General features: G+C 75.9%; 22 protein-coding genes and 1 tRNA gene. 10 read left to right on the plus strand and 13 right to left on the minus strand.

Annotation, left to right across the window (positions count from 1 at the left end):
- Positions 1 to 75: 75 nt before the first annotated feature.
- The 3 genes from ACI79R_RS04120 to ACI79R_RS04130 are packed head-to-tail and all read right to left on the minus strand — an operon-like array spanning position 76 to position 2,610.
- Positions 76 to 885: an ankyrin repeat domain-containing protein gene (locus ACI79R_RS04120; RefSeq protein WP_456572305.1), complete on the minus strand. Its 810-nt coding sequence runs from the start codon at positions 883 to 885 to the stop codon at positions 76 to 78.
- A gap of 37 nt (positions 886 to 922) precedes the next feature.
- The gene (locus tag ACI79R_RS04125) at positions 923 to 1,687 is read right to left on the minus strand and encodes an ABC transporter permease (protein ID WP_456572306.1); all 765 of its coding nucleotides are present in this window, start codon (positions 1,685 to 1,687) and stop codon (positions 923 to 925) included.
- Positions 1,684 to 2,610: an ABC transporter ATP-binding protein gene (locus ACI79R_RS04130; RefSeq protein WP_456572307.1), complete on the minus strand. Its 927-nt coding sequence runs from the start codon at positions 2,608 to 2,610 to the stop codon at positions 1,684 to 1,686. The genes ACI79R_RS04125 and ACI79R_RS04130 overlap by 4 nt, the downstream gene beginning before the upstream one ends.
- A 221-nt stretch (positions 2,611 to 2,831) precedes the next feature.
- On the opposite strand from ACI79R_RS04130, the gene ACI79R_RS04135 reads away from it, so the two are divergent.
- The 3 genes from ACI79R_RS04135 to ACI79R_RS04145 all read left to right on the plus strand — a co-directional run bounded on the left by ACI79R_RS04135 (position 2,832) and on the right by ACI79R_RS04145 (position 6,140).
- The gene (locus tag ACI79R_RS04135) at positions 2,832 to 3,290 is read left to right on the plus strand and encodes a universal stress protein (RefSeq protein WP_456572308.1); all 459 of its coding nucleotides are present in this window, start codon (positions 2,832 to 2,834) and stop codon (positions 3,288 to 3,290) included.
- An 18-nt stretch (positions 3,291 to 3,308) separates the two neighbouring features.
- Positions 3,309 to 4,415 carry an adenylate/guanylate cyclase domain-containing protein gene (locus tag ACI79R_RS04140; RefSeq protein ID WP_456572309.1) on the plus strand — a complete coding sequence of 369 codons (1,107 nt, stop codon included), beginning with the start codon at positions 3,309 to 3,311 and terminating at the stop codon, positions 4,413 to 4,415.
- An 87-nt stretch (positions 4,416 to 4,502) separates the two neighbouring features.
- Positions 4,503 to 6,140 (plus strand): ABC-F family ATP-binding cassette domain-containing protein, encoded by a 1,638-nt coding sequence (locus ACI79R_RS04145; protein ID WP_456572310.1) that lies wholly within the window; start codon positions 4,503 to 4,505, stop codon positions 6,138 to 6,140.
- Here ACI79R_RS04145 and ACI79R_RS04150 read toward each other — a convergent pair.
- The 4 genes from ACI79R_RS04150 to ACI79R_RS04165 form a co-directional block, all read right to left on the minus strand.
- Complete coding sequence (locus ACI79R_RS04150; RefSeq protein ID WP_456572311.1) at positions 6,127 to 6,837, minus strand: hypothetical protein; 711 nt, start codon at positions 6,835 to 6,837, stop codon at positions 6,127 to 6,129. The two genes, ACI79R_RS04145 and ACI79R_RS04150, sit on opposite strands and share 14 nt — an antisense overlap.
- A 120-nt stretch (positions 6,838 to 6,957) precedes the next feature.
- Positions 6,958 to 7,509 (minus strand): N-acetyltransferase family protein, encoded by a 552-nt coding sequence (locus tag ACI79R_RS04155; protein ID WP_456572312.1) that lies wholly within the window; start codon positions 7,507 to 7,509, stop codon positions 6,958 to 6,960.
- A 1-nt stretch (position 7,510) separates the two neighbouring features.
- Positions 7,511 to 8,638: an alpha/beta fold hydrolase gene (locus tag ACI79R_RS04160; protein ID WP_456572313.1), complete on the minus strand. Its 1,128-nt coding sequence runs from the start codon at positions 8,636 to 8,638 to the stop codon at positions 7,511 to 7,513.
- Positions 8,559 to 8,963 (minus strand): hypothetical protein, encoded by a 405-nt coding sequence (locus tag ACI79R_RS04165; RefSeq protein WP_456572314.1) that lies wholly within the window; start codon positions 8,961 to 8,963, stop codon positions 8,559 to 8,561. The genes ACI79R_RS04160 and ACI79R_RS04165 overlap by 80 nt, the downstream gene beginning before the upstream one ends.
- A gap of 108 nt (positions 8,964 to 9,071) precedes the next feature.
- Here ACI79R_RS04165 and ACI79R_RS04170 point away from each other — a divergent pair, with 108 nt between their 5' ends.
- Entirely contained in the window at positions 9,072 to 9,842 is a 771-nt protein-coding gene (locus ACI79R_RS04170) for an SDR family NAD(P)-dependent oxidoreductase (protein WP_456572315.1), read from the plus strand.
- Between the two features lie 42 nt (positions 9,843 to 9,884).
- On the opposite strand, the gene ACI79R_RS04175 is transcribed toward ACI79R_RS04170, so the two are convergent.
- The 6 genes from ACI79R_RS04175 to ACI79R_RS04200 all read right to left on the minus strand — a co-directional run bounded on the left by ACI79R_RS04175 (position 9,885) and on the right by ACI79R_RS04200 (position 15,568).
- The gene (locus ACI79R_RS04175; RefSeq protein ID WP_456572316.1) at positions 9,885 to 10,778 is read right to left on the minus strand and encodes an alpha/beta fold hydrolase; all 894 of its coding nucleotides are present in this window, start codon (positions 10,776 to 10,778) and stop codon (positions 9,885 to 9,887) included.
- A gap of 59 nt (positions 10,779 to 10,837) precedes the next feature.
- Positions 10,838 to 13,030, minus strand: a complete 2,193-nt coding sequence (locus ACI79R_RS04180) for an MMPL family transporter (RefSeq protein WP_456572317.1) — start codon at positions 13,028 to 13,030, stop codon at positions 10,838 to 10,840.
- Positions 13,031 to 13,033: 3 nt separating this feature from the next.
- A complete protein-coding gene (locus tag ACI79R_RS04185) occupies positions 13,034 to 13,636 on the minus strand; it encodes a TetR/AcrR family transcriptional regulator (RefSeq protein WP_456572318.1) in 603 nt (200 codons plus the stop codon).
- Positions 13,637 to 13,843: 207 nt separating this feature from the next.
- Positions 13,844 to 13,915, minus strand: a tRNA-Arg gene (locus ACI79R_RS04190).
- 61 nt (positions 13,916 to 13,976) lie between these two features.
- Entirely contained in the window at positions 13,977 to 14,699 is a 723-nt protein-coding gene (locus ACI79R_RS04195; RefSeq protein ID WP_456572319.1) for a DUF305 domain-containing protein, read from the minus strand.
- Positions 14,699 to 15,568: a DUF3105 domain-containing protein gene (locus ACI79R_RS04200; protein ID WP_456572320.1), complete on the minus strand. Its 870-nt coding sequence runs from the start codon at positions 15,566 to 15,568 to the stop codon at positions 14,699 to 14,701. The genes ACI79R_RS04195 and ACI79R_RS04200 overlap by 1 nt, the downstream gene beginning before the upstream one ends.
- Positions 15,569 to 15,747: 179 nt before the next feature.
- Here ACI79R_RS04200 and argS point away from each other — a divergent pair, with 179 nt between their 5' ends.
- From argS to rho, 6 genes are all read left to right on the plus strand, one after another.
- Positions 15,748 to 17,409, plus strand: coding sequence for an arginine--tRNA ligase (argS, locus tag ACI79R_RS04205; RefSeq protein WP_456572321.1), 1,662 nt, complete (start codon positions 15,748 to 15,750; stop codon positions 17,407 to 17,409).
- Positions 17,406 to 18,899, plus strand: coding sequence for a diaminopimelate decarboxylase (gene lysA / locus ACI79R_RS04210; RefSeq protein ID WP_456572322.1), 1,494 nt, complete (start codon positions 17,406 to 17,408; stop codon positions 18,897 to 18,899). Before argS ends, lysA begins: the two co-directional genes overlap by 4 nt.
- Entirely contained in the window at positions 18,896 to 20,197 is a 1,302-nt protein-coding gene (locus tag ACI79R_RS04215) for a homoserine dehydrogenase (protein ID WP_456572323.1), read from the plus strand. The genes lysA and ACI79R_RS04215 overlap by 4 nt, the downstream gene beginning before the upstream one ends.
- On the plus strand, positions 20,194 to 21,273 hold the full coding sequence (gene thrC / locus ACI79R_RS04220) for a threonine synthase (RefSeq protein WP_456572324.1): 1,080 nt from the start codon (positions 20,194 to 20,196) through the stop codon (positions 21,271 to 21,273). Before ACI79R_RS04215 ends, thrC begins: the two co-directional genes overlap by 4 nt.
- A complete protein-coding gene (gene thrB / locus ACI79R_RS04225; protein ID WP_456572325.1) occupies positions 21,270 to 22,211 on the plus strand; it encodes a homoserine kinase in 942 nt (313 codons plus the stop codon). The genes thrC and thrB overlap by 4 nt, the downstream gene beginning before the upstream one ends.
- A 239-nt stretch (positions 22,212 to 22,450) precedes the next feature.
- Positions 22,451 to 24,673: a transcription termination factor Rho gene (gene rho / locus ACI79R_RS04230; protein ID WP_456572326.1), complete on the plus strand. Its 2,223-nt coding sequence runs from the start codon at positions 22,451 to 22,453 to the stop codon at positions 24,671 to 24,673.
- Positions 24,674 to 24,847: the final 174 nt, after the last annotated feature.

Below are 24,847 nucleotides of genomic sequence, written 5' to 3' on the forward strand. Positions count from 1 at the left end.
TACGCCCGTCACGCGGTCGTGATCGGCGCGCACCGGGGCCCCGGCGGCTGCGGTCGCCCCGCGGGGCGGATGGGGTCAGTGGGTGGCGCCGGAGGAGACCAGGAGCTCGGCCAGCGCGTCCAGCGCCCCGGCCCGACCTGCGTCGTCGCGCCGGGAGCGGGCGGCGGCCACCCGGACGATGTCGAGGGCGCTGGCGCCGTCGTCGGTGGTGGCGTCGACGTCGGCGCCGGCGGCCAGCAACTCGCGCACGACCTCGGGCGCGTCGCCGGCCGGTGCCTCGGCCACCGCGGCGTGCAGCGGGGCGCGGCCGGTCCGCGGGTCGTGCCGGTCGGCGTCGGCGCCAGCGGCCAGCAGCAGCCGGACGACGGCGGTCCGGCCGCGGGCCGCCGCGGCGTGCAGCGCGCCGGCGTCGGCGTCGGCACCGCGCTCCAGGAGCAGCCGCGCGGCCGCCGCGGCGCCGCCGTAGGCCGCCCAGCTGAGCAGGTCCACGCCGGTCACCGGGTCCGACAGGGGGGCGCCGCCGTCGAGCTCGGCGGTCAGCTGCTCGACGTCGTCGAGGTAGGCGGCGCTGGCCGCGTCGACGCGGGCGCCCAGCTCGCGCAGCGTGAGCACCATCTCCGGCCGCCGCTCCAGGGCGGTGTGCAGCGGGGTGCGCTCGCGGTCGGTGCGGGCGTCGAGGTCGGCCCCGGCCTCGACCAGCACGCGCAGCACCTCGGCCCGGCCGCCCGCGACGGCCAGGTGCACCGGCGTCCAGCCCGACTGGCCGTCGTGCTCGACGGTGCCGGCCAGCAGCCGCGGATCGCCGGCGACGGCGGTCCGGACGGCGTCGGTGTCGCCGTCGGCGATGAGCCGGCCGAGGCGCTGCGGGGTCATACGGGTGGTCATGCGGGAGGTCCCCCCGGGTCGCGGGTTCGGGCGGGGCTCAGACCACGTCGCGGCGGACGGCGAGCAACGTGCCGAGCAGGGCGGCCACCAGACCGTAACCGAGCAGCAGCAGCGCACCCTGCCAGGGTTCGAGCAGGTCGGGGGCCTGGAAGTCGGAGGTCACGGCCTGGACCGCGCCGCCGGGCAGCCACTTGTAGGCGCCCTGGATCGCCCCGATGGAGGCGACGATCGGCTCGACGACGTACAGGTAGACCAGCGAGCCGACGATCGCCCCGACCTGGTTGCGCAGCAGCGCCCCGACGCCGACGCCGATGACGGCGAAGACCACCAGCACCAGCCCGGCGGCGGTGAGGGTCTGCAGGTTGTCCGCGTCCAGCGACGGGGCCGCGCCGCGGGCGCCGGCGTAGAGCAGCACCACGACGACGTCCACGACGAGCACGAGCAGCGCGAACGGCACCGCGACGACCGCGTAGGCGACCAGCTTGGCGGCCACGACGTTGCCGCGGCGGGGCGTGGTGAGGAACGTCGGCGTCGCCGTGCGGTGCCGGTACTCCTGGGTCATCCCGATGATGCCGAGGATCAGGAACAGCACGCTGGCGTTGGCCGCGACGGCGAACACGACCTCCTCGTACTGCGGCGTCCCGACCTCGGGCAGGCCCGGCTGCCCGTTCTGCTCGACGCCGGCCAGCCCGGTGAACAGCGCGGCGAAGCCGCCGGCCATGACGCAGGCGCCGAGGACCAGCCCGATCCACACCCGGGTGCTGAAGAGCTTGGTCCACTCGGCGCGCACCAGGCGGGTCATCGGGCCTCTCCCGGGGTCGTGGCGGCGTACTGCTCCTGGCCGCTGGTGAGCCGGAAGTAGATGTCCTCCAGGCCGCTGGTGTGCGCGCGCAGCTCGTGCAGCTCGACGCCGGCGGTGAAGGCGGCCCGCCCGACCTCGTCGGTGGTGACGCCGGTGATGGTGAGCCGGGTCGGGTCCTCGACGGTCACCCGGCGGCCGTCCTGGCCGAGCAGCTCGGCCAGCCGCCCGGCCTCGGGGCTGCGCACCAGCACCGTGCCGGCGCCCTCCGCCCCGGCCCGCAGCTCGGTCAGCGACCCCTCGCGGACCAGCCGGCCGGCGCCGACGATGACCACCCGGTCGGCGGTCTGCTCCACCTCGGCGAGCAGGTGGCTGGAGACCAGGACGGTGCGCCCCTCCTCGTGCGCCAGGTGGCGCAGGAAGCCGCGCAGCCACTGGATGCCCTCGGGGTCCAGGCCGTTGGCCGGCTCGTCGAGCACCAGCACCGACGGGTCGCCGAGCAGCGCGGTGGCCAGCGCGAGCCGCTGGCGCATGCCGAGCGAGTAGCCGCCGGCCCGGCGGTCGCCGGCGGCGGTCAGCCCGACCTGGCCCAGCACCTCGTCGGCGCGGCCCAGGGGCAGCCCGGCGGCGCGGCAGTAGACCCGCAGGTGGTTGCGGCCGGACCGGGCGGGGTGGAAGGCGGTCTCCAGGACCGCGCCGACGGTGCGCACCGGCTCGGCCAGCGCCGTGTACGGCCGGTCGGCGAAGGTCGCCGTCCCGGAGTCGGGGACCAGCAGCCCCAGCGCCATGCGCAGGGTCGTGGTCTTGCCGGCGCCGTTGGGGCCGAGGAAGCCGGTGACGGCGCCCGGTTCCACGGTGAAGCTGAGGTCGTCGACGGCGCGCACGGTGCCGAAGGTCTTGGTGAGCCCGCGGACCTCGACCCGCACGGGGTCTCGCCGGGGCCTGCTGGCGGTGCTGATGGCGCCTCCTCGTCCGCTGCCCGTCTCCGTCCATCCAAGCGCACGGCCGGGCGTCCCCGGGACCCCCGGCAGGCGCGTCGCGCACCCGGCCGGGTGGCGTCCGTGACCCCGGGCACATCCGGGGTGCCCGCTCGCCTACGCTGCGCTCGGCGGGCGCCCGAGCCCGCGCCACGGGAGGAGATCAGCAGGTGAGCGCGTACCGCACGGTCGTCGTCGGCACCGACGGCTCGGAGTCCTCGCTGCGCGCGGTGGCCCGGGCCGGCGCCCTCTCCGGCGCCTGCGGCGCCACCCTCGTCATCGCCTGCGCCTACCTGCCCTCGCCCGACGACGACCGCGAGCTCAGCCGCGCCCAGGACGTGCTGGGCGACGAGGCCTACCAGGTGGTCGGCTCCTCGCCGGCCGAGGAGACGGTCCGCACCGCCGCGGACGAGGCCCGCCGCGCCGGCGCCGGCGACGTCCGCACCGTCGCGGTCGTCGGCTCCCCGGTCGAGGCGCTCCTGGACGTCGTCCGCCGCGAGTCCGCCGACCTGCTCGTCGTCGGCAACCGGGGGCTCAACAGCATCAAGGGCCGGCTGCTCGGCTCGGTGCCGGCCGACGCGACCCGCCGCTCGGCCTGCGACGTGCTGGTCGTCCACACGACCGGCTGACCCGGCGCCCGACCCGGCATGGACGATCCGCGGCCCGACCCGGCCCGCGACGCCCGCGAGGCCCTCGAGCGGCTGCTGCTCGACGGTCCGCGGCGCTACACCCGTCTGCAGGTCGCCGCGCTGTCGGGCATGCCGCCGGAGCGCACCCAGCGGCTGTGGCGGGCGCTCGGCTTCGCCGACGCCGCGGACGACGAGGCGGTCTTCACCGATGCCGACGTGCAGGCCCTCGGCCTCCTCTCGGCGCTGATCGAGTCCGGCTTCGTCGGGCCCGACACCGAGGCCTCGATCGCCCGGGCCATGGGGCAGTCGCTGTCCCGGCTGGCCGACTGGCAGGCCGACATGCTGGCCGACGTGCTCACCCGCGGCATGCGCGCCGAGGACGGCGCGGCCGACCCCGACCCCGGCGCCGTGGCCGAGCAGGCAGTGGCGACCGCGCGCACGCTCCTGCCGCTGCTGCGCCAGGTACAGGACTACGTGTGGCGCCGGCACCTGGCCGCCAACGCCGACCGCGTGCTGGCCGTCACCGGGCCCGGCGACCGCCGGCAGCTCGCCGTCGGCTTCGCCGACCTGGTCGGCTACACCTCGCGCAGCCGCGGCATGGGTGGGCGCGAGCTGGGCGCGATGATCGAGGACTTCGAGTCCACCGCCGCCGAGGTCATCGCCCGGCACGCCGGGCGGGTGGTGAAGACGGTCGGGGACGGCGTCCTCTACACCGCCGCCACCGCGGTCGCCGCCGTCGAGATCGGGCTGGAGCTGCCCGGCGCCTGGTACGCCGAGGACCGGCCGCCGCTGCGGGTCGGCGCCGCCTACGGCACCGTGCTCACCCACCTCGGCGACGTCTACTCGCCGGTGGTGAACCTGGCCAGCCGGCTCACCTCGCTGGCCCGGCCGGGCACCGTGCTCGTGGACCGGGAGCTGGCCCGGCAGCTGCGCCGGCTGCCGGCCTACCGGGTGCGGCCGCTGCGCCGGGTCTCGGTCCGGGGCTACGACCACCTGCAGCCGTGGCTGGTGCGGCGCCGTCCGCAGGGCGAGGAGGACAACGCCCTCGAGGGCATGCTCGACGAGATGGCCGACGAGGTGCTGGAGCTCGACGAGGAGGAGGACGGACCGGAAACCGGTCGGTGACCGCCGGCGTCCGGGGTAACCTGGCGCCGTGCTCGCGACCCGGTGACCCCCGTCCTCCGACGACCTGACACCACCGGGAGCACCACCATGAGCGCCACCCTCGTCGCCCGCGACCTCGCCGCCGGCCACGGCACCCGCGTCCTCTTCTCCGGCCTCGACCTCGTCGTCGCCCCCGGCGACGTCGTCGGGCTGGTCGGCGTGAACGGCGCGGGTAAATCCACGCTGCTGCGGATCCTCGCCGGCGTCGACGCCCCCGAGTCCGGGAGCGTCACCGTCAGCCCGCCGAGCGCCACTATCGGCCACCTGCCGCAGGAGCACGACCGCCGGCCGGGGGAGACGGTGGCCGGGCTGCTGGCCCGGCGCACCGGCGTCGCCGCGGCGCAGGCCGCCCTCGACGCCGCGGCCGACGACCTGGGCGCCGGGGTGGACGGCGCCGACGACGCCTACGCCGACGCGCTGGAGCGGTGGCTGGCCCTCGGCGGCGCCGACCTCGAGGAGCGCGCGGAGCAGGTCGTGGCCGAGGTGGCGCCCGGCGTCGCGCTCGACGCGGCCACCACCGGGCTCTCCGGCGGGCAGGCCGCACGGGTGGGGCTGGCGGCGCTGCTGCTGTCCCGCTACGACGTCCTGCTGCTCGACGAGCCGACCAACGACCTGGACCTGCCCGGTCTGGAGCAGCTGGAGCGGTTCGTCTCGGCCGGCCGCAGCGGCATCGTCGTGGTCAGCCACGACCGGGAGTTCCTCGCCCGCACCGTCACCCGGGTGGTCGAGCTCGACCTCGCCCAGCAGCTGGTGCGGGTGCACGACGGCGGGTACGAGGCCTACCTCGTGGAGCGCGAGGTGGCCCGCCGGCACGCCCGCGAGGAGTACGAGGAGTTCGCCGAGACCAAGGCCGAGCTCGAGGCCCGGGCCCGCATGCAGCGGAACTGGCTGGCCAAGGGCGTCCGCGACGCGGTGAAGAAGAGCACCGACCCGGACAAGCACATCAAGGCCCACACCCGGGCGACCGCGGAGAAGCAGGGCGCCAAGGCCAAGCAGACCGAGCGGCGCATCGAGCGGCTCGAGGTCGTCGAGGAGCCGCGCAAGGAGTGGGAGCTGCGGATGGAGATCGCCGCCGCGCCCCGCGCCGGTGCGGTGGTGGCCACCCTGCGCGGCGCCGTCGTCCGCCGGGGGGCGTTCACCCTCGGCCCGGTCGACCTGCAGGTCGACTGGGGCGACCGCCTGGCGATCACCGGACCGAACGGCTCGGGGAAGTCGACGCTGCTGGCCGCGCTGCTCGGCCGGGTGCCGCTCGACGAGGGGACGGCGTCGCTGGGCCCCTCGGTGCAGATCGGCGAGGTCGACCAGGCCCGCGGCCGCTTCCTCGGTGCCGAGCCGCTGCTGGACGCGTTCTCGGCCGAGGTGCCCGACTGGCCGACCGCCGAGGTGCGCACCCTGCTGGCCAAGTTCGGGCTCGGAGCCGACCACGTGCTGCGCCCGGCGGAGACGCTGTCGCCGGGGGAGCGGACCCGCGCCGCCCTGGCCCTGCTGCAGGCCCGCGGGGTCAACGTGCTGGTGCTCGACGAGCCGACCAACCACCTGGACCTGCCGGCCATCGAGCAGCTGGAGCAGGCGCTGGCGAGTTACCGCGGCACGCTGCTGCTGGTCACCCACGACCGGCGGATGCTGGCGGCGGTCGAGACCACCCGCCGGCTGCACGTGGAGGGCGGCCGGGTCACCGAGCGCTGAGCCGGGGCCCGCCCCGGAGCCCGGACTCCAGCACGCCGGCGACGGCGTACTCGGCGAGCGTGGCGAGTTCCGCGGCGTCCGCCGCGGCCACCGCCAGGGCGGGCAGCAGGTGCACCTCGACGACCAGCCCGCCGGTCGCCACGAGCCGGGGCAGCTCGGCGCGCAGCCCGGTCGCGGCCGCCGTGCCGGGGAGCGGCCGGCCGTCCCCGCCGCGGTGCCGGACGGCGACCGGGCAGACCGGCGCGCCGGTGGTGACCGCGGCGCGGAACAGCGAGGGGTCGAACCGGCCGAGGCCGCCGCCGGGGCCGGGCTGCTCGGGACGCACGGTGACCGCCGTCCCCGCGAGGAGGGCGGCGGCGACGGCGCCGGAGGTGGCGGGCACGCTCGGCAGGCGCAGGCCGCCGCGGGTGCGGGCCCGGCCGCCGTCGAGGGCGAGGACGCCGGGCACCGCGGTGAGCAGCGCGAGGTCGTCCAGCGGCGAGACGCGGTTGGCGACGACCAGGGGCGCCGGCCCGGTGCGGGGCCAGGCCGTGCGCGAGGCGTGCACCTCCACGCGCACGCCCAGGGCGGTGAGCAGGCGGGCGGCGCCGCACACCGCGGCGCGGCGGGAGCCGGTGGGCAGGAGCCCGGAGCGGGTGACGGCGGCGGCGGTGCGCAGCCAGCGGACACGGCGGTCGGCGGCGGTCGGCGCGCTCATGCCGGCGAGCGTGGCGGCCGCGCATGACGCGCGGATGACCGGCGGGGGACGTGCTGCGGAGGTCTGGCCGACGACTGCGGGACGGTCCGGCCCGTGCTGGCGACCGGCGGGCCCGACGGCTCAGCCGGCGCCCAGGGCGTCGTCCAGACCGACCGCGCTCATCCCGGCCCAGGTGTCGCGCACGTGGTGGGCCAGCACCAGGAGGTCGCGCAGCCGGCCCTCCCGGTCGCGGACGTGGTCGACCAGCACCGCCTCCCCGGAGAACCCCAGGCCGGTGAAGAGCGCCAGGGCCGCGCCCTGCTCGGCGACCACCTCGACGACGAGCTTGGTCAGCCCGTCCTCGACCGAGCGCACCAGGGCGTGCCGGGCCAGCTCGCGGCCGAGCCCGGTGCCGCGCGCAGCGGGGGAGACCACCAGCCGCAGCCGGCCCACGTGGTCCGACCAGCCGGGCAGCGGGCGCACCGCGACGTAGCCGGTGACCCGGGGCCCGTCGCCGCCGTCCGCCGTGAGGGCCACCCAGCGCCGGCCGCCGCCCTCGCCGCGCGCCCACGCGCGCACGGTGTGCGGATCGGTGACCTCCTCCTCGATGAACGTGAGGTCGCCCTCGGCCAGCTCGCCGAAGAAGCGCAGCAGCGCGTCGCCGTGCTCGGGGCGCAGCTCGGTGACCGGCACCTCAGGCCTCCGCCGGGACGTCGTCGGGGCGGGGGGCCGGCGCGGCGGGGACCTCGTCGCTGCGCCGCCGGAGGAAGTCGAGGATCGTGGGCACCGTCGTCCGCGCGGCCGTCCGGCCGACCACCAGGCCCATGTGCCCGGCGGCCAGCCGCAGCTCGTGCCTGTCGGGGGAGCCGACGAGGTCGATCAGGGGCGCGGTCGCGTCCGGCGGCACGATGTGGTCGCGGTCGGCGCGCACGGTCAGGAACGGCACGGTGACGTCGCGCAGGTGCACCCGGTCGCCGCCCACGGTGAGCCGGTCGGTGACCATCCCGTTGTCGCGCACCAGCATCTGCACGGTCTGGCGGGCGGCCGCGCCGGGGAAGGGCACGTGGTCGTCGGACCACCCGGTCATCGCCTGGTAGGCCGCGACGTACTCGTCGTTCCAGAGCCGCTCCCACAGCGTCACGTACCGGGTCACCTCCGCCGTCGGCGTCAGCGACCGGAAGCCCTGGACGACGATCCGCGGCGGCACGTTGCCGTCGGCGTCCAGCACGTCGTCGACGTCCAGGCCCCCGACGGCGAAGACGTCGGCCATCGGACCCATCCGCCGGAAGTCCACCGGCGTGGCGAGCACCGTCAGGCTGCGCAGCGGCGCCTCGGGGTGGTGTGCGGCGTACAGCAGGGCGAGGTCGCCGCCGAAGCAGTAGCCGAAGAGGTTGAGCTCGTCGGTGCCCGACACCTCGAGCACCCGGTCCACGGCGGCGGGGATGTAGTCGTCGACGTAGTCCTCGAGCGTGTTCTGCGCGTCGCGCTCGTCGGGCTCGCCCCAGTCGAGCAGGTAGACGTCGAACCCGGCGTCGACCAGCTGCTCGACGAAGCTGTTGCCCGGTGTCAGGTCGAGGACGTAGCTGCGGCTGATGAGGCTGAACACGATGAGCAGCGGCGGGGAGTACCGCACCGAGTCGTTGCGGTAGTGCCACAGCTGGCTGCGGCCACGCTGCCAGACGACGTCCTTGGGCGTGCAGCCCACGCCCGGCCGGTCGATGCCGGTGACCAGCTTGACGCCGTTACGGGCGCGCAGGGCGTTGCGCTCGACGTCGCGGCGCACCCGGTCGAGGACGGTCAGCGGGCTCGGCAGGCTGGGCATGGCTCTCCTCCGGAGCGGCCGGCCGCGCGCCGCCGGCGGCTCGTCGCTCGGTCTCCAGGGCGATGGTCAGCCGGCGCACCTCGCGGTCGAGGGCGCCGACCTGGGCGCGCAGCCGGGCGACGTCGGTGCCGGCGGGCAGGTTCACCAGGTGCCAGGCCTGCGTGGTCACGCCGCGGGCGGTGTCGCGCGCCAGCGCGCGGGCCCGCCGCAGGAGCGAGACGCCCACCGCGAAGCCCGGCGTGCGCACCAGCCGGTCCGCGTGCGGGGTCACCCGGCGCTCGGCGGCGTCGAAGGCCTGCCGCCACAGCGGTGTCGCGTCGCCCATCGCCGTCCTCCGTCCTGCCGTGCGCCGCAGGGCGACTACCCGCCCGGAGGGTGATCTACCGCACTCCTCGTTACGGTCGCGGGGAGATCAGCGACGAGGGGAGCACGCGTGGCGGACAGCACGATCCTGGACATGTTCCGGCTCGACGGCCGGGTGGCGATCGTGACGGGGGCGTCGTCGGGACTGGGGGTGGTGTTCGCCCGGGCGCTGGCCGAGGCCGGTGCCGACGTCGCGCTCGGCGCCCGACGGGAGGAGAAGCTCGCCGAGACGCGGGCGGCCGTCGAGCGGGCCGGCCGGCGGGCGATCACCGTGCGCACCGACGTCGCGCGGCCGGAGGACTGCCAGGCGCTGGTCGACGCCACCATGGCCGAGTTCGGCCGGGTCGACGTGCTGGTCAACAACGCCGGCATCGGCACCGCCGCGCCCGCGACCCGGGAGAGCCCCGAGCAGTTCCGGGCGGTGATCGACGTCAACCTCAACGGCTGCTACTGGATGGCCCAGGCCTGCGGCCGGGTGATGCAGCCGGGCAGCTCGATCGTGAACATCTCCAGCGTCCTGGGGCTGACCACCGCGGGGCTGCCGCAGGCGGCGTACGCGGCCAGCAAGGCCGGGCTGATCGGGCTCACCCGCGACCTGGCCCAGCAGTGGACCGGGCGCAAGGGCATCCGGGTCAACGCGCTGGCGCCGGGCTTCTTCGCCTCGGAGATGACCGACCAGTACCCGGAGGGCTACCTCGACCAGCAGATGGCCCGGGTGCTGGCCGGCCGGGCCGGCGACCCGCGCGAGCTCGCGGCCGCGCTGGTGTTCCTCGTCAGCGACGCCGGCGGCTACGTCACCGGCACCACCATCCCGGTCGAGGGCGGGATGCTCACCAGCTGAGCGGTGCCCGGGCCCCGGCGCGCGGCCGGGGCCCGGGCGCCTTCAGCGGCCGGCCTCGGCCCGCGCCACGAGCGCGGTGATCCGCTCGGTGAGCTGCGGCCAGACCTCGCGCGGCAGGTCGTGGCCCATGCCCTCGACGACCAGGAGCTCCGCGCCGGGGATCGCCGCGGCCGTCGCCCGGCCGCCGCTCACGTCGACCAGCTGGTCCTGGGCGCCGTGCACCACCAGCGTCGGCACGGTGATCTCCCCGAGGTGCTGCGTGCGGTCGTGCGTGGTGAGGATGGCGGCCAGCTGCCGCGCGACACCGGCCGGGTCGTGGGCCCGGTCGAAGGAGAGCCCGGCCCGCTCGCGCAGGCCCGCCTCGTCGAACTCGAAGCCCGGCGAGCCGATCACCCGGTAGGTGTCCACGGCCCGCTGCAGCGCCTGCTCGCGGTCGGTGGCCGGCGGTGCGAGGAGCACGCCCATGGCCGCCTCCGCGGGGGAGCCGACCGCCGGGTCGCCGGTGGTCGACATGATCGAGGTGAGGCTGCGCACCCGCTCCGGGTGCCGGATCGCCAGCAGCTGGGCGATCATCCCGCCCATCGAGGCGCCGACGACGTGCGCGCTGTCCAGGCCGAGGGCGTCGAGCAGGCCGGCGGTGTCGTCGGCCATGTCGGCCAGCGCGTACGGAGCGGCGGCGGAGCCGCCGAGCACGGCGAGCACGTCGGGCGCCCCGGCGTCGTGCAGGTGGGTGGACAGCCCGATGTCGCGGTTGTCGAAGCGCACGACGTGCAGGCCCTGCCCGGCCAGCCCGTGGCAGAACTCGTCGGGCCAGCCGACCATCTGGGTGGCCAGCCCCATCACCAGGAGCAGCGGGGTGTCCCCGGGGGATCCGAAGGTCTCGTACGCGATCTCGACGTCGCCGGCGCGGGTGCGCTGCACCCCGGTGTGCTCCATGGCCGGACGCTAACCAGGCGGCGGCCCCTCCGCCCGGGGAGGGCGGAGGGGCCGGGAGGTCAGTGCCGGGCCGCGCCGGCCAGGTCGCGCTCGTCGGCGCGCGGGGCGTCGGCCCGCTCCAGCGCGGTGCCCTCGACGTCGAGCTCGGGCAGCCACCGCAGCCAGCGCGGGAACCACCAGGCCGCGCGGCCCAGCAGCGCCAGGGCGGCGGGCACCAGCACCATCCGGACGACGAAGGCGTCGACGAGGATGCCGCAGGCCAGCGCGAACGCGATCGACTTGATCGTGGCCTCGCCGGCCGGCACGAAGCCGGCGAACACCGAGAACATGATCAGCGCGGCGGCCACGACCACCGGCGCGGCCTGGCGGAACCCGGTGCGGACGGCGCTCAGCGGGTCGGCGCCGTGGCTGTGCGCCTCGTGCATCCGGGACACCAGGAAGATCTGGTAGTCCATCGCCAGGCCGAACAGGATGCCGATGACCAGGATCGGCGTGAGGCTGATCAGCGGGCCGGTGCCCTCGAGGTTAATCGCGTCGGCCAGCCAGCCCCACTGGAACACCGCGACCGTGGCACCGAGCGACGCACCGACGGTCAGCACGAAGCCGAGCACGCCGACCAGCGGCACCAGCAGGGCGCGGAAGACCAGCACCAGCAGCACCAGCGCCAGGCCGACGACCAGCGCGAGGTAGACCGGCAGGGCCTCGTTGAGGCTGGCGGCGACGTCGACGCTGACCGCCGTCGCGCCGGTGACCGAGGCCTGCACGCCGTCGGCGTCGGCCAGCAGGGCGCGCAGGTCCTCGACCAGCTGCTCGGTGGCGGGGTCGGTCGGCCCCGACTCGGGGATGACGTTGACCAGCGCGGCGGTCGCCGTCTCCGGCGGGCCGTTGGGTGCCGGCGGCGTCACGATCGCGACGTCGTCCAGCTCGCCGATCGCACCGAGCAGCTGCTGCGCGGCCGCGGGCGCGCCGTCGCCCTCGAACAGGATGACCAGCGGGCCGTTGAAGCCCTCGCCGAAGCCGTCGGCGAGCATCTCCTGCGCCTTCGCCTGGGTGCTGCCCTCGGGCGGCTGCTGCACCAGCGTCGTCTGCATCGAGAAGAACGGGATCGAGACGACGGCGAGCGCGGCGACCGTGACCAGCAGCGACAGCACCCGGTAGCGGGTCACCGTGGCGATCCAGCCGGCCAGGAAGCCCCGCCCGACGGGGGTGGCCGACCCGGCGGCGGGGGCGCTGCGCTGCTTCCTGGGCAGGGCCCGGAGGCCGAGGAAGCCGAGCACGGCGGGCACCAGGGTGATGGCGACCAGGACGGCGACCACGATGGTCGCGGCCGCGGCGAGGCCCATCTGGGTGAGGAACGGGATGCCGACGACGGCGAGGCCGACCAGGGCGATGACCACGGTGAGGCCCGCGGTGACCACCGCGGAGCCGGCGGTGCCGACCGCCACGGCGACCGCGCGGGCGACGTCCTGGCCGCTGCGCAGCTCCTGGCGGAACCGGGTGACGATGAACAGCGTGTAGTCGATGCCGACGGCCAGGCCGAGCATCGCGGCGAGGATCGGCGTCGTCGAGGAGAGATCGATGAAGCCGGTGGCGATGGTGATGCCCGCGACGCCGATGCCCACGCCGATCACGGCGGTCAGCAGGTTCATGCCGGCGGCGACCAGCGAGCCGTAGGTGACGGCGAGGACCAGCAGCGCGACGACCACGCCGGCCACCTCGGCGATGCCGCCGATGGCGGGCACGTTCTCGGTGGCCTGGCCGCCGACCTCGACGGTCAGCCCGCCGGAGCGGGCGTCGGCGACGGCGTCGAGGAGCGCGTCCTGCTGCTCGGGGGTGACCTCGCCGGGCCCGGCGGAGTAGGTGACCGTGCTGTAGGCGACGGACTGGTCGGCGTTCACCGCCGGGGCCGCCGGGTCCAGCGGGTTCGCGGCCGACTCGACGCCCGGCAGCCCGGCGAGGACCTCGACCAGCTCGGTGATCGCCGCGGCGTTCTCCGGCGAGGTCACCGTCTGCCCGTCGGCCGCCTGCACCACCACGCGGGCCGTGGCGCCGCCGCCGGTGCCGAACTCCTCGTCGATCCGCTCCAGCGCGGTCGTCGACTCCTGTCCGGGGATGGAGAAGCTGCTGGTGGTCTCACCGGCCAGGGTGGCCGCGCCGACCCCACCGCCGACGAGGACCAGCAGCCAGACGGCCACGACCGCCGGCCGGTGGCGGTGGGCGAACGCCCCGAGTCGGGACAGCAGGACAGCCATGGATCAGGCCTCTCCCTGGTGGGGGGTGGGGGGAAGGAGCACCGCGGCCCGGTCGGAGCCGAGCGCGTCGGTGCAGGTCGTGACGATGTGCCGGCGCCAGGCGGTGGTGCGGTCCTCGGCGTGGGCGGCGAGGGTGAGGACGGCGAGCGCGGCCAGCGCGCCGAGCACGCGCACCTGCCGCTCGTCGTCGGCGCAGTCGGGCTGGACGCCGAAGACCTGCAGCGCGGCGAGGCCCGCCTCGGCGGCCTCGGGGTCGACCGGGTCGCCGCCGGCGGAGACGACCGGGGCCAGCAGCTGGGCGACCAGACCCGGGTGGGCGTAGGCGACGTCGACCAGTTCCTCGATCGCGCGGCGGTCGCGGTCCGGCCCGGCCGGCAGGTCGCCGACCCGCCGGAGCACCTCGGCGGCCAGGTCGCGGGCCTGGGCGAGGACGGCGGTGCGCAGCGCGTCCTTGCTGGGGAAGTGATGCAGCAGGCCGGCCTTGGACAGCCCGACGGCGTCGGCGACGTCCTGCAGCGAGGTCTTGGCGAACCCGCGGCGGGCGAACAGCGCGGCGGCCCGGTCGAGGATGCCCGCGTCGATCTGCGAGCGGAAGGCGCTGGCCACGGGTCGAGGGTACGGCCCGACCGACCGTTTCGGTCGGTGACCCGACCGAGGTGGTGGGTGGGCTGTGCCACAGGCACCGCCCCGGTCCGTGCCCGTGCGGTCGCCGGCAACGCCTCCGCACCACGGTGGGTGCACGAACGGTCGCCGCGACGGCGGTCCGGAGAAGCACGAAGGCCCCGCCGGGAACCGGCGGGGCCTGTCTGCGCGTGCCCCCGGCAGGATTCGAACCTGCGCACCCGCCTCCGGAGGGCGGTGCTCTATCCCCTGAGCTACGGGGGCTCTGCGGTGGGGCAGGGAGGAAGTTACCAGCCCCGCCGCGCGGCCCGGAGGGCGGCTCCCGTCACGGCGGGGGCAGCGGTGTGCCGCCGCGCGCGGTGAGCATGTCGACCATCGTCTGCGTCTCGGCGGCCTGGGTGTCGGCGATCGTGCTCGCCAGCCGGCGGACGGCGGGCTCGGCGGCGTGCTCGGCGCCGTACTCCGCCATCTCCGCGCCACCCTGGTGGTGCCGGATCATCAGCCGGAGGAACTCCACGTCGAACGCGGTGCCGCGCAGCCCGCGCAGCCCGGCCAGCTCCTCCTCGGTGGCCATGCCAGGCATGAGCGTCGAGCCGGACATGTCCATCCCGCCCATGTCGTGGCCGTGGCCGGTGGTGCCGTCGGACATCCACGCCATCGTGTCCCCGCCGGTCACCGGCAGGCCCCACAGCGACAGCCAGCCCTGCATGCGCCCGGCCTGGTTCATCTGCGTCGAGGAGATGTCGAAGGCCAGCTGGCGCACCTCCGGGTCGGTGCTGCGCTCGAGGGCGACGTTGGCCATCTCCACCGCCTGCATGTGGTGGGTGGCCATGTCCCGGGAGAAGCCCGCGTCGACCGACTCCGCCGTGGGCGTGGCCGGGGCGTCGCGGCCGATCCCGAGGGCGACGGCCAGGCCGCCGCCCAGTGCTAGGAGCCCGACGGCGAGCACCGCGACCAGGACCGCGCGGAGGGCGCGGCCGGGCTCCCGAGCCGTAGCCGCCGCCGGGGCGCCGGTGGTCGCGGTGCTCTCCGCCGTCGCGGCGCTCATCAGGGCGCCGGGGTCCCGGTCGCCGTCTCCTCGGCCGGGGTGGAGGGGGTGGCCTCGGCCGACGGCGCGGTGCTGCCGGTGGGGTCGGACGGCGGGTCGCTCACCATCGCCTCGCTGCCACGGCTGGGGTCACCGGCGATCAGCGGGTCGGTGATGAAGGTCGGGTTCTGGCAGGTCGCGCCGACCTCGGGGTAGTAGTCCGGGTTCTTGGTGAAGAACTCCGCGAACTGCTCGATCCGCTCGTCGTCGACGGAGTCGACGGCCAGTTGGTGGTTCCACGACTGCACGCTGACCGGCGACTCCTGGCCCGCGTAGGGCGAGAGCATCCGGCCGTCCACGCCCTCGACCAGCGCGGCGAGGGTGTCGACGTCGTCGCCGGTGATCCGCTCCGGGTCGTAGGTGATCCAGACCGCGCCGTGCTCCATGCCGTGCACCGCGTTCTCGTGGCGGATGTCGACGTCGTAGACGGTGCCGGTGCAGTCGGCCCACTCGCCGTCGTGCGGCCCGCCGACCGGCGGCGTCTGCTCGTAGGTGACCGGCGTGGCCACGTGCTCCTGCCCGGCGGCGTAGTCGTAGGTCTGCAGGTCGGCGATCTCGTCGGGCGAGGACACGTTGTTCGCGTTGGCCTCGTTCACCTTCACCACCGCGTAGGTGATCGCCGCGGCGGCGAAGACGACGACGGCGATGGCCGCGGCGATCAGGCCCCAGGGCCGCTGCGGGGTCACCACGTTCGTCGCCGGGCGGGTGCGGCCGCCCTTGGCGCCGCCGGGACGGGTGGTGCCGCCCGAGCGGCTGGACCCGGCCGAGCCGGACCGGCTGGACCCACCGCGTGCGGCGTTGGTGTCCTGGGGCTTACGGTCCTTGGCCAAGAACCTCTCCTCGTGTCGACGTCGTCCGTGGCGCCGCGCCCGCCCGGGGCAGCGCGACGACCGGGGGCCGCTGCTGCGGTCGTCCCCGGGCGTCGAGTGTAGGTCGGGTCCCTGGGCGTTCCCTGGCTGCGCGGGGGCGGCCCGGGGGAGCGGCGTGCCGCGCTGCGTACGATCACGCGGTGACACCCGAGCAGTTGCGCGACGTCGTCCGGACCGCTGTGGGAGCGGCCGTCGAGCGCGGCACGCTCGCCGTCGCCGTCCCCGACGACCTCGTCGTCGAGCGCCCCAAGAACCCCGAGCACGGCGACTACGCCACCAACGTCGCGCTGCGGCTGGCCAAGCCGGCCGGCCGCCCGCCGCGCGAGGTGGCCGAGGCCGTCGCCGCCGAGCTGCGCGCGCTGGACGGCATCGAGCGGGTCGACGTCGCCGGTCCCGGCTTCCTCAACATCACGCTCGCGCAGGGCGCGCTCGGCCGCATCGCCGTCGAGGCGGTCACCGCCGGCGAGCGCTACGGCCGCACCGACGCCCTGGCCGGTCAGCGGCTGAACCTGGAGTTCGTCTCCGCCAACCCCACCGGCCCGGTGCACATCGGCGGCAGCCGCTGGGCGGCCGTCGGTGACGCGATCGGCCGGCTGCTGGAGACCGGCGGCGCCGAGGTGACCCGCGAGTACTACATCAACGACGCCGGCGCGCAGATCGACCGCTTCGCCCGGAGCCTGCAGGCGGCCGCGACCGGCCGGCCGGTGCCCGAGGACGGGTACGGCGGCACCTACATCGCCGACATCGCCGCCTCCGTCGTGGCCGAGGTGCCCGACGTGCGCGAGCGGGACGAGGACGAGCAGCGGCAGGTGTTCCGCGACCGCGGCGTGGCGCTGATGCTCGACGAGATCCGCCGGTCGATGGAGGACTTCGGCGTCGGCTTCGACGTCTGGTTCAGCGAGAAGTCGCTGTACGACACCGGCGCGGTCGAGAAGGCGATCACCCGGCTGCGCGAGCAGGGGCACGTCTACGAGTCCGAGGGCGCGGTGTGGCTGCGCACCACCGACTTCGGCGACGACAAGGACCGCGTCCTGGTCAAGGCCGACGGCGAGACGACCTACTTCGCCTCCGACTGCGCCTACTACCTCGACAAGCGCGCCCGCGGCTTCGACCGCGTGGTGATCATGCTGGGGGCCGACCACTCCGGCTACGTCGGGCGCTACAAGGCGCTGGTCGCCGCGGCCGGTGACGACCCCGACACCCACCTCGAGATCCTCATCGGGCAGCTGGTGAACCTGCTGCAGGGCGGCGAGCCGGTCCGGATGAGCAAGCGGGCCGGCACGATCGTGCTGCTGTCCGACCTCGTCGACGCCATCGGGGTGGACGCCGCCCGGTACGCGCTGGCCCGGGCGTCGGTGGACCAGCAGATCGACATCGACGTCGAGCTGTGGAGCCGGCAGACCAACGACAACCCGGTCTTCTACGTGCAGTACGCGCACGCCCGGATCTCCTCGGTGCTGCGCAACGCCGCCGACCTCGGCCTCGCCCTCGGCGAGGCGTCGGACGTCGACGCCGCGCTGCTGGCCCACGAGCGGGAGAACGACCTGCTCCGGGCGCTGGGCGAGTTCCCGCGGATCCTCGCCTCGGCCGCGGAGCTGCGCGCTCCGCACCGGGTGGCCCGCTACCTGGAGGAGCTGGCCGGCACCTACCACCGGTTCTACGACTCCTGCCGGGTGCTGCCCCGCGGCGACGAGGAGGCCGGCCCGCTGACCACCGCGCGGCTGTGGCTGTGCGCGGCGACCGCGGTGGTCCTGCGCAACGGGCTGGGCGTGCTCGGCGTGACCGCTCCGGAGCGGATGTGAGGGCGCACCCCGCGGGCCCGCTGCACGGCGGGTTCGCCCCGCCGCCGTCGGTCGGCATGCCGCCGGCCGACCCGGGCGCCCTCGACCCGCACGTGTGGCCCCGCTCCGCGCAGCGCGTGGACGGCGAGCTGCACCTGGCCGGCCGGCCGGTGACCGAGCTGGCCCGCGCGCACGGCACCCCGCTGTTCGTGCTCGACGAGGAGGACTTCCGCGGCCGCGCCGCCGAGTTCGCCGAGGCGTTCACCGGCGCCGACGTGCACTACGCCTCCAAGGCGTTCCTCTGCGGCCAGGTGGCCCGCTGGATCGCCGACGACGGCCTGCACCTGGACGCCTGCAGCGGCAACGAGCTGGCCGTCGCGCTGGCCGCAGGCTTCCCCGCCGAGCGGATCGCGCTGCACGGCAACAACAAGTCGCTGGTCGAGCTGCAGCTGGCCGTCGACGCCGGGATCGGGCACGTCGTGCTCGACTCCTTCGACGAGATCGACCGCCTGGCGCCGCTGGCCGCGGCGCGGGTCGCCGCCGGCGGCGCGCCGGTGCCGGTGCTGATCCGCGCCACCGTCGGCATCGAGGCGCACACCCACGAGTTCATCGCCACCGCCCACGAGGACCAGAAGTTCGGCTTCTCGCTGGCCACCGGCGACGCGCTGGCCGCCGCGGTGCGGGTCATCCGCGAGCCGGCCCTCGACCTCGCCGGGCTGCACAGCCACATCGGCTCGCAGATCTTCGACACCGCCGGCTTCGAGGCCGCCGCACACCGCGTCGTCGGCCTGCTCGCGCAGATCCGGCAGGCGACGGGGGAGACCCTCGGCGAGCTCAACCTCGGCGGCGGCTTCGGCATCGCCTACCTGCCGGAGGACGACCCGGTGCGCCCGGCCGACGTCGCCGAGCGGCTGCGCGCGGTGGTCGCCGCCGAGTGCGCCGCGCTCGACCTGCCGCTGCCGCGGCTGGCCGTCGAGCCCGGTCGCGCCATCGCCGGCCCCGGCACGGTGACCCTGTACGAGATCGGCACCATCAAGCCGGTCCGCCTGGGGGCCAGCGGCGCGCCCGGCACCCCGACGGTGCGCAACTACGTGTCGGTCGACGGCGGGATGAGCGACAACATCCGCACCGCCCTCTACGACGCGAGCTACACCTGCGTGCTGGCCAACCGGGTCTCCGACGCCCCGCCGGCGCTGTGCCGGGTGGTCGGCAAGCACTGCGAGAGCGGTGACGTGCTGGTCCGCGACCTGTGGCTGCCCTCCGACGTCGTCCCGGGCGACCTGCTCGCGGTCGCCGCGACCGGGGCCTACTGCTGGTCGATGGCCAGCAACTACAACTACCTGCTCAAGCCGCCGGTGGTGGCCGTGCGGGAGGGCGTCGCGACCGAGATCGTGCGACGTCAGACACTGTCCGACGTGTTCGCCCTCGACGCCGTCCTCGCCGACGTGCCCGCGCCCTCCCCGGCGATCGACCAGCCGGCCCCCGAGCACGCTGCGGGAGCCCGCTCGTGAGCCGCCCGCTGAAGGTCGCGCTGCTCGGCTGCGGCACCGTCGGCAGCGCGGTGCTGCGGCTGCTCGCCGAGCAGCGCGCCGACCTCGCCGCCCGGATCGGCCGGGAGGTGGAGGTGGCCGGTGTCGCCGTCCGCCGTCCCGACCGGCACCCCGAGGTGCCCGCCGAGCTGCTCACCACCGATGCCTCCGCCCTGGTCACCCGGGAGGACGTCGACCTCGTCGTCGAGGTGATCGGCGGCATCGAGCCGGCCCGGTCGCTGCTGCTGGCCGCCTTCGCGGCCGGCAAGTCGGTGGTCAGCGCCAACAAGGCGCTCCTCGCCGAGGACGGCGTCGCGCTGCACGCCGCCGCGGCCGACGCCGGCGTCGACCTCTACTACGAGGCCTCGGTGGCCGGCGCGATCCCGCTGCTGCGCCCCCTGCGCGAGTCGCTGGCCGGTGACCAGCTGCGCCGGGTCGTCGGCATCGTCAACGGGACGACGAACTACATCCTGTCCCGCATGGCCGAGACCGGCGCCGGCTTCACCGAGGCGCTGGCCGAGGCCACCGAGCTGGGCTACGCCGAGGCCGACCCGACCGCCGACGTCGACGGCTTCGACGCCGCGGCCAAGGCCGCGATCCTCGCCTCGCTGGCCTTCCACACGCCGGTGACCGCCGCCGACGTCTACCGCGAGGGCATCGCCGCGGTCACCGCCACCGACGTCGCCCGCGCCGCCGAGATCGGCTGCACGGTCAAGCTGCTGGCGATCTGCGAGCGGGTGGCCGGCAACGGCGACGGCGCCGCCGACTCGGTGGCCGTGCGCGTGCACCCGGCGATGATCCCCACCAGCCATCCGCTGGCCGCGGTCGGCGGCGCCTTCAACGCCGTCTTCGTCGAGGCCGAGGCCGCCGGCCAGCTGATGTTCTACGGCCAGGGCGCGGGCGGGGAGCCCACCGCCAGCGCCGTCCTCGGCGACCTCGTCGCCGTCGCGCGCAACCGCCTGGCCGGCGCCGCCGGCCCGGGCGTCACCGGCTACGCGGGGCTGCCGGCGCGGCCGATCGCCGAGACGCCGACGCGCTACCACGTCAGCCTCGACGTGGCCGACCGCCCGGGCGTGCTCGCCCAGGTCGCCCAGGAGTTCGCGCAGCACGGCGTCAGCATCGCCACCGTCCGGCAGGACGGCTCCGGCGACGCCGCCACGCTCGTCATCGTCACCCACAGCGCGCCCGACGCCGCCCTCTCGGCGACCGTCGCGGGCCTGCGCGAGATGCCCGCGGTCCGCGGCGTCACCAGCGTGCTTCGAGTGGAGGGGCTCTCATGACCGGGACGCTGCGCGGGAGCGTGTCGCCGCACTGGCCGGGGCTGATCGAGGCCTACCGGTCGCGGCTGCCGGTGAGCGCCAGCACGCCGGTGGTGACGCTGCAGGAGGGCGCCACCCCGCTGGTGCCGGCGGTGGAGCTGTCCCGGCGCACCGGCTGCGACGTCTACCTCAAGGTCGAGGGCGCCAACCCGACCGGCTCGTTCAAGGACCGGGGCATGACGATGGCCATCACCAAGGCCGTCGAGGAGGGCTCGCAGGCGGTCATCTGCGCCTCCACGGGCAACACCAGCGCCAGTGCCGCGGCCTACGCCGCCCGCGCCGGGCTGGTCTGCGCCGTCCTCGTGCCGCAGGGGAAGATCGCGCTCGGCAAGCTGGCCCAGGCGCTCGTGCACGGGGCCAAGCTGCTGCAGGTCGACGGCAACTTCGACGACTGCCTGGCCCTGGCCAGCAAGCTGGCGATCGACTACCCGGTCAGCCTGGTCAACAGCGTCAACCAGTTCCGCATCGAGGGGCAGAAGACGGCCTCGTTCGAGATCGTCGACGTCCTCGGCGACGCCCCCGACATCCACTGCCTGCCGGTCGGCAACGCCGGCAACATCACCGCCTACTGGCAGGGGTACACCGAGTACGCCGCCGACGGCACCGCCTCGCGCCGGCCGCGGATGTGGGGCTTCCAGGCCGCCGGCGCCGCGCCGATCGTGACCGGCTCGGTCGTGGAGAACCCGCAGACGATCGCCACCGCGATCCGGATCGGCAACCCCGCGAGCTGGACCAGGGCGCTGGCCGCCCGCGACGAGTCCGGCGGCATCATCGAGGCCGTCACCGACCGCGAGATCCTCGCCGCCTACCGGCTGCTGGCCCGCAGCGAGGCCGTGTTCGTCGAGCCGGCCTCGGCCGCGTCGGTGGCCGGGCTGCTGAAGGTGGCCCAGGCCGGCGGCCTGGAGCCGGGGCAGCGGGTGGTCTGCACGGTCACCGGCAACGGCCTCAAGGACCCGGAGTGGGCCATCTCCGGCGCGCCGGCGCCGGTCACCGTGCCGGTCGACGCGGCGGTCGCCGCCGCGCAGCTCGGCCTGTGACCGCGGCCGTCACGGTCCGCGTCCCCGCGACCAGCGCCAACCTCGGCCCGGCGTTCGACTGCGCCGGCCTGGCGCTGGCGCTGCACGACGAGCTCGACCTCACCGTCACCGACGGTGGTCTCGACGTCGCCATGTCGGGGGAGGGTGCGCAGACCCTGCCCGCCGACGAGTCGCACCTGGTCGTGCGGGCCTTCCGCGCCGCCTGCGACGAGCTGGGCTGGACCCCGCCGGGCCTGCGGCTGCGCGCGCGCAACGCCATCCCGCAGGGCCGGGGGATGGGCTCCTCCGCCGCGGCCGTCGTCGCCGGTGTGGTCGGCGCGTGGGAGCTGTGCCCGGACGTCGAGCGCGACGACGCCGCGGTGCTGCGGCTGGTCAGCGAGCTCGAGGGCCACCCCGACAACGTCGCGGCCTGCCTGCTGGGCGGCGCGACGCTGTCGTGGACGACGCCGCAGGGCGCCCGGGCCGACCGGCTCGACGTCGACCCGTCGGTGCTGCCCGTCGTCTGCGTCCCGGAGGGCACCCTGTCGACCCACGTGGCCCGCGGGCTGCTGCCCGCGGCGGTGCCGCACGGGGACGCCGCGTACAACGCCGCCCGCGCCGCGCTGCTGGTCCAGGCCCTGACCCGCGACCCCGAGCACCTGCTCGAGGCCACCGACGACCGGCTGCACCAGCGCCAGCGGGCCGCGGCCATGCCCGGGTCGATCGCGCTGCTGGACCGGCTCCGGGAGGCCGGCCACGCCGCCGTCGTCTCCGGCGCCGGCCCGAGCGTGCTGGTCCTGGCCCGCCGCGACCCCGGTGAGGACGTCCCGCCGGCGGCGACGGCGGCCGCCGCCGCCGTCGGCGCGCTGGTACCCGCCGGCTGGCGCGTGCTGCCGCTGGAGGTCGACGTGCACGGGGCCTGCGCCTCCGACGCGGGCGTTCAGGTATCGTCTCGGTAACGGGGAACACGCTGGGAACCACCGGTGTTGTCCTGCCCGTGGGCCGCGTTCTAGGCTCACGGCGTAGCCGCCCCCTCGGGCGAGCCTCGCGCGGGGCGTTGCCGACTGATCCGTCCGCAGATCCCGCCCCGCACCCACTCGATCCCGTTCTCGCGCCGACCCCTCCGCCGGGCCGGACGGGAGGGCCGGGTCACCCCCTGCGCTGGTAGGCGCAGGTCACCGCAGGGAAGGACCTGTACGTGAGCGAGACCACCGACCTCGTCGCCGCGCCGCAGAGCGCTGCCACCGACGAGGCACCTGCCGCTTCTGGGACGGCGGGCCGCTCCCGTCGCCGCGGCAGCGGGCTGTCGGGGATGCTGCTGCCGGAGCTGCAGCGCCTGGCGGCCGAACTGGGCATCACCGGCACCGGCCGGATGCGCAAGGGCGACCTGGTCGAGGCGATCTCCGCCCGCCAGGTGGGCGGCAACGGCAGCACGCCGTCGGCCGGCGCCCCCACCCCCACCGAGACCCCCGCCGAGACCGGCGCCGCCGCGGGTGTCCCCGCGCAGCGCGGTGTCGCCACCACGGCCGCGCCGCTCGAGGCGCCGGTCAGCGGCGGTGCCAACGGCGGCCCGCTGACCGCGCCGGCCGAGGCCGCGGCGCCCGCCGAGGCCGCTCCCGCGCCGACCGCTGCCCCCGCCGAGGGCCAGCCGCGCCGCCGCCGGGCCGCCAGCCGGCCCGCCGGTGCGCCGGCCGCCGACACCGCGGCCGAGGCCCCGGCCGCCGAGGCGCCCGCCGCGCCGGTGACGTCCGAGACGGCCGCGCCCGCGCCGGAGCAGACCGACGGCGAGCGCGCCGACGGCGACCGGCCGCAGCGCAACCGCGAGCGCAACGCCCGCACCCGCGACCGCGACGGCAACCGCGACGGCAACCGCGAGGGTGCCGAGCGCAGCCGGGACGGCGGCGAGCGCGCCGAGCGTGCCGCCTCCCGCGACGGCGGCGAGCGGGCCGCCCGCGCGGAGCGTGACGGCGGCGACCGGGCACCGCGCGGCGACCGCGACGGCGGGGACCGGGCGCCGCGCGCCGACCGCGACGGCAACCGCGGCCCGGACCGGGCCGAGCGCGCCGGCCGGCCGGACGGCCGGGACGCCCGCAACGACCGCGACACCCGCAACGACCGCGACACCCGCAACGACCGCGACGTCCGCAACGACCGGGGCGCCGACGAGGACGACGACGACTTCGAGGGCGGCCGCGGCCGCCGGGGCCGCCGCTACCGCGACCGGAACCGGCGCGGCGGGCGCGAGCGCTTCGAGCCGGGCACCGAGCCCACCATCAGCGAGGACGACGTCCTGCTGCCGGTGGCCGGCATCCTCGACGTCCTCGACAACTACGCCTTCGTCCGGACGTCGGGGTACCTGACCGGCCCCAACGACGTCTACGTGTCGCTGTCGCAGGTGCGCCGCTACGGCCTGCGCCGCGGTGACGCCATCACCGGCGCGGTCCGCCAGCCCCGCGAGGGCGAGCGCAAGGACAAGTACAACGCGCTGGTCCGGCTGGACACCGTCAACGGCCTGGAGCCCGAGCAGGCGCGGCAGCGCCCCGAGTTCCACAAGCTCACCCCGCTCTACCCGCAGGAGCGGCTGCGGCTGGAGACCGAGTCGCACCAGCTGACCACCCGGGTCATCGACCTGGTCATGCCGATCGGCAAGGGCCAGCGCGCGCTCATCGTCAGCCCGCCCAAGGCCGGCAAGACGATGGTGCTGCAGGCGATCGCCAACGCGATCACCACGAACAACCCCGAGTGCCACCTCATGGTCGTCCTCGTCGACGAGCGGCCCGAGGAGGTCACCGACATGCAGCGGTCGGTGAAGGGCGAGGTCATCGCCTCGACCTTCGACCGCCCGCCGGCCGACCACACGACGGTCGCCGAGCTGTCCATCGAGCGGGCCAAGCGCCTGGTCGAGATGGGCCACGACGTCGTCGTCCTGTTGGACTCCATCACCCGCCTGGGCCGCGCCTACAACCTGGCCGCGCCGGCCAGCGGCCGGATCCTCTCCGGCGGTGTGGACTCCACGGCCCTGTACCCGCCCAAGCGCTTCCTGGGCGCCGCCCGCAACATCGAGAACGGCGGCTCGCTGACGATCATCGCCTCGGCGCTGGTCGAGACCGGTTCGACGATGGACACGGTCATCTTCGAGGAGTTCAAGGGCACCGGGAACGCCGAGATCAAGCTCGACCGCCGGCTGGCGGACAAGCGGGTCTTCCCGGCGGTCGACGTCAACGCGTCGGGCACGCGCAAGGAGGAGATCCTCATGTCGCCCGACGAGCTGGCCATCGTCATCAAGCTCCGCCGGGTGCTCGCCGCCCTGGAGCCCCAGCAGGCGCTGGAGCTGCTGATCGACAAGCTGCGGAAGACCCGCAACAACGTCGAGTTCCTCATGCAGATCCAGAAGACCACCCTGGGCCCGGGCGGCGAGTAGCCGAAGGACCCCCGTGCCCCCCGCCACTCGCACGCTCGTGTCGGGGCCCGGCAAGGGGGCCGCCTGCCGGGCGGGCGGACCGATCGGGGATACTCGACGGTCGAGTCCCGCCTGGCGGCCCATGGAATGCCGCGCCCGTAGGCGGCGTTCAGCACGACAGCACCGACGTCCCGG

Source organism: Blastococcus sp. SYSU D00820 (genome assembly GCF_054050695.1).

Coding starts and splice junctions, on each gene's coding strand:
- ACI79R_RS04120 (WP_456572305.1), bottom strand. CDS start 885: ATGACCACCCGTATGACCCCGCAGCGCCTCGGCCGGCTCATCGCCGAC.
- ACI79R_RS04125 (WP_456572306.1), bottom strand. CDS start 1,687: ATGACCCGCCTGGTGCGCGCCGAGTGGACCAAGCTCTTCAGCACCCGG.
- ACI79R_RS04140 (WP_456572309.1), top strand. CDS start 3,309: ATGGACGATCCGCGGCCCGACCCGGCCCGCGACGCCCGCGAGGCCCTC.
- ACI79R_RS04145 (WP_456572310.1), top strand. CDS start 4,503: ATGAGCGCCACCCTCGTCGCCCGCGACCTCGCCGCCGGCCACGGCACC.
- ACI79R_RS04150 (WP_456572311.1), bottom strand. CDS start 6,837: ATGAGCGCGCCGACCGCCGCCGACCGCCGTGTCCGCTGGCTGCGCACC.
- ACI79R_RS04160 (WP_456572313.1), bottom strand. CDS start 8,638: ATGCCCAGCCTGCCGAGCCCGCTGACCGTCCTCGACCGGGTGCGCCGC.
- ACI79R_RS04165 (WP_456572314.1), bottom strand. CDS start 8,963: ATGGGCGACGCGACACCGCTGTGGCGGCAGGCCTTCGACGCCGCCGAG.
- ACI79R_RS04175 (WP_456572316.1), bottom strand. CDS start 10,778: ATGGAGCACACCGGGGTGCAGCGCACCCGCGCCGGCGACGTCGAGATC.
- ACI79R_RS04180 (WP_456572317.1), bottom strand. CDS start 13,030: ATGGCTGTCCTGCTGTCCCGACTCGGGGCGTTCGCCCACCGCCACCGG.
- ACI79R_RS04195 (WP_456572319.1), bottom strand. CDS start 14,699: ATGAGCGCCGCGACGGCGGAGAGCACCGCGACCACCGGCGCCCCGGCG.
- thrC (WP_456572324.1), top strand. CDS start 20,194: ATGACCGGGACGCTGCGCGGGAGCGTGTCGCCGCACTGGCCGGGGCTG.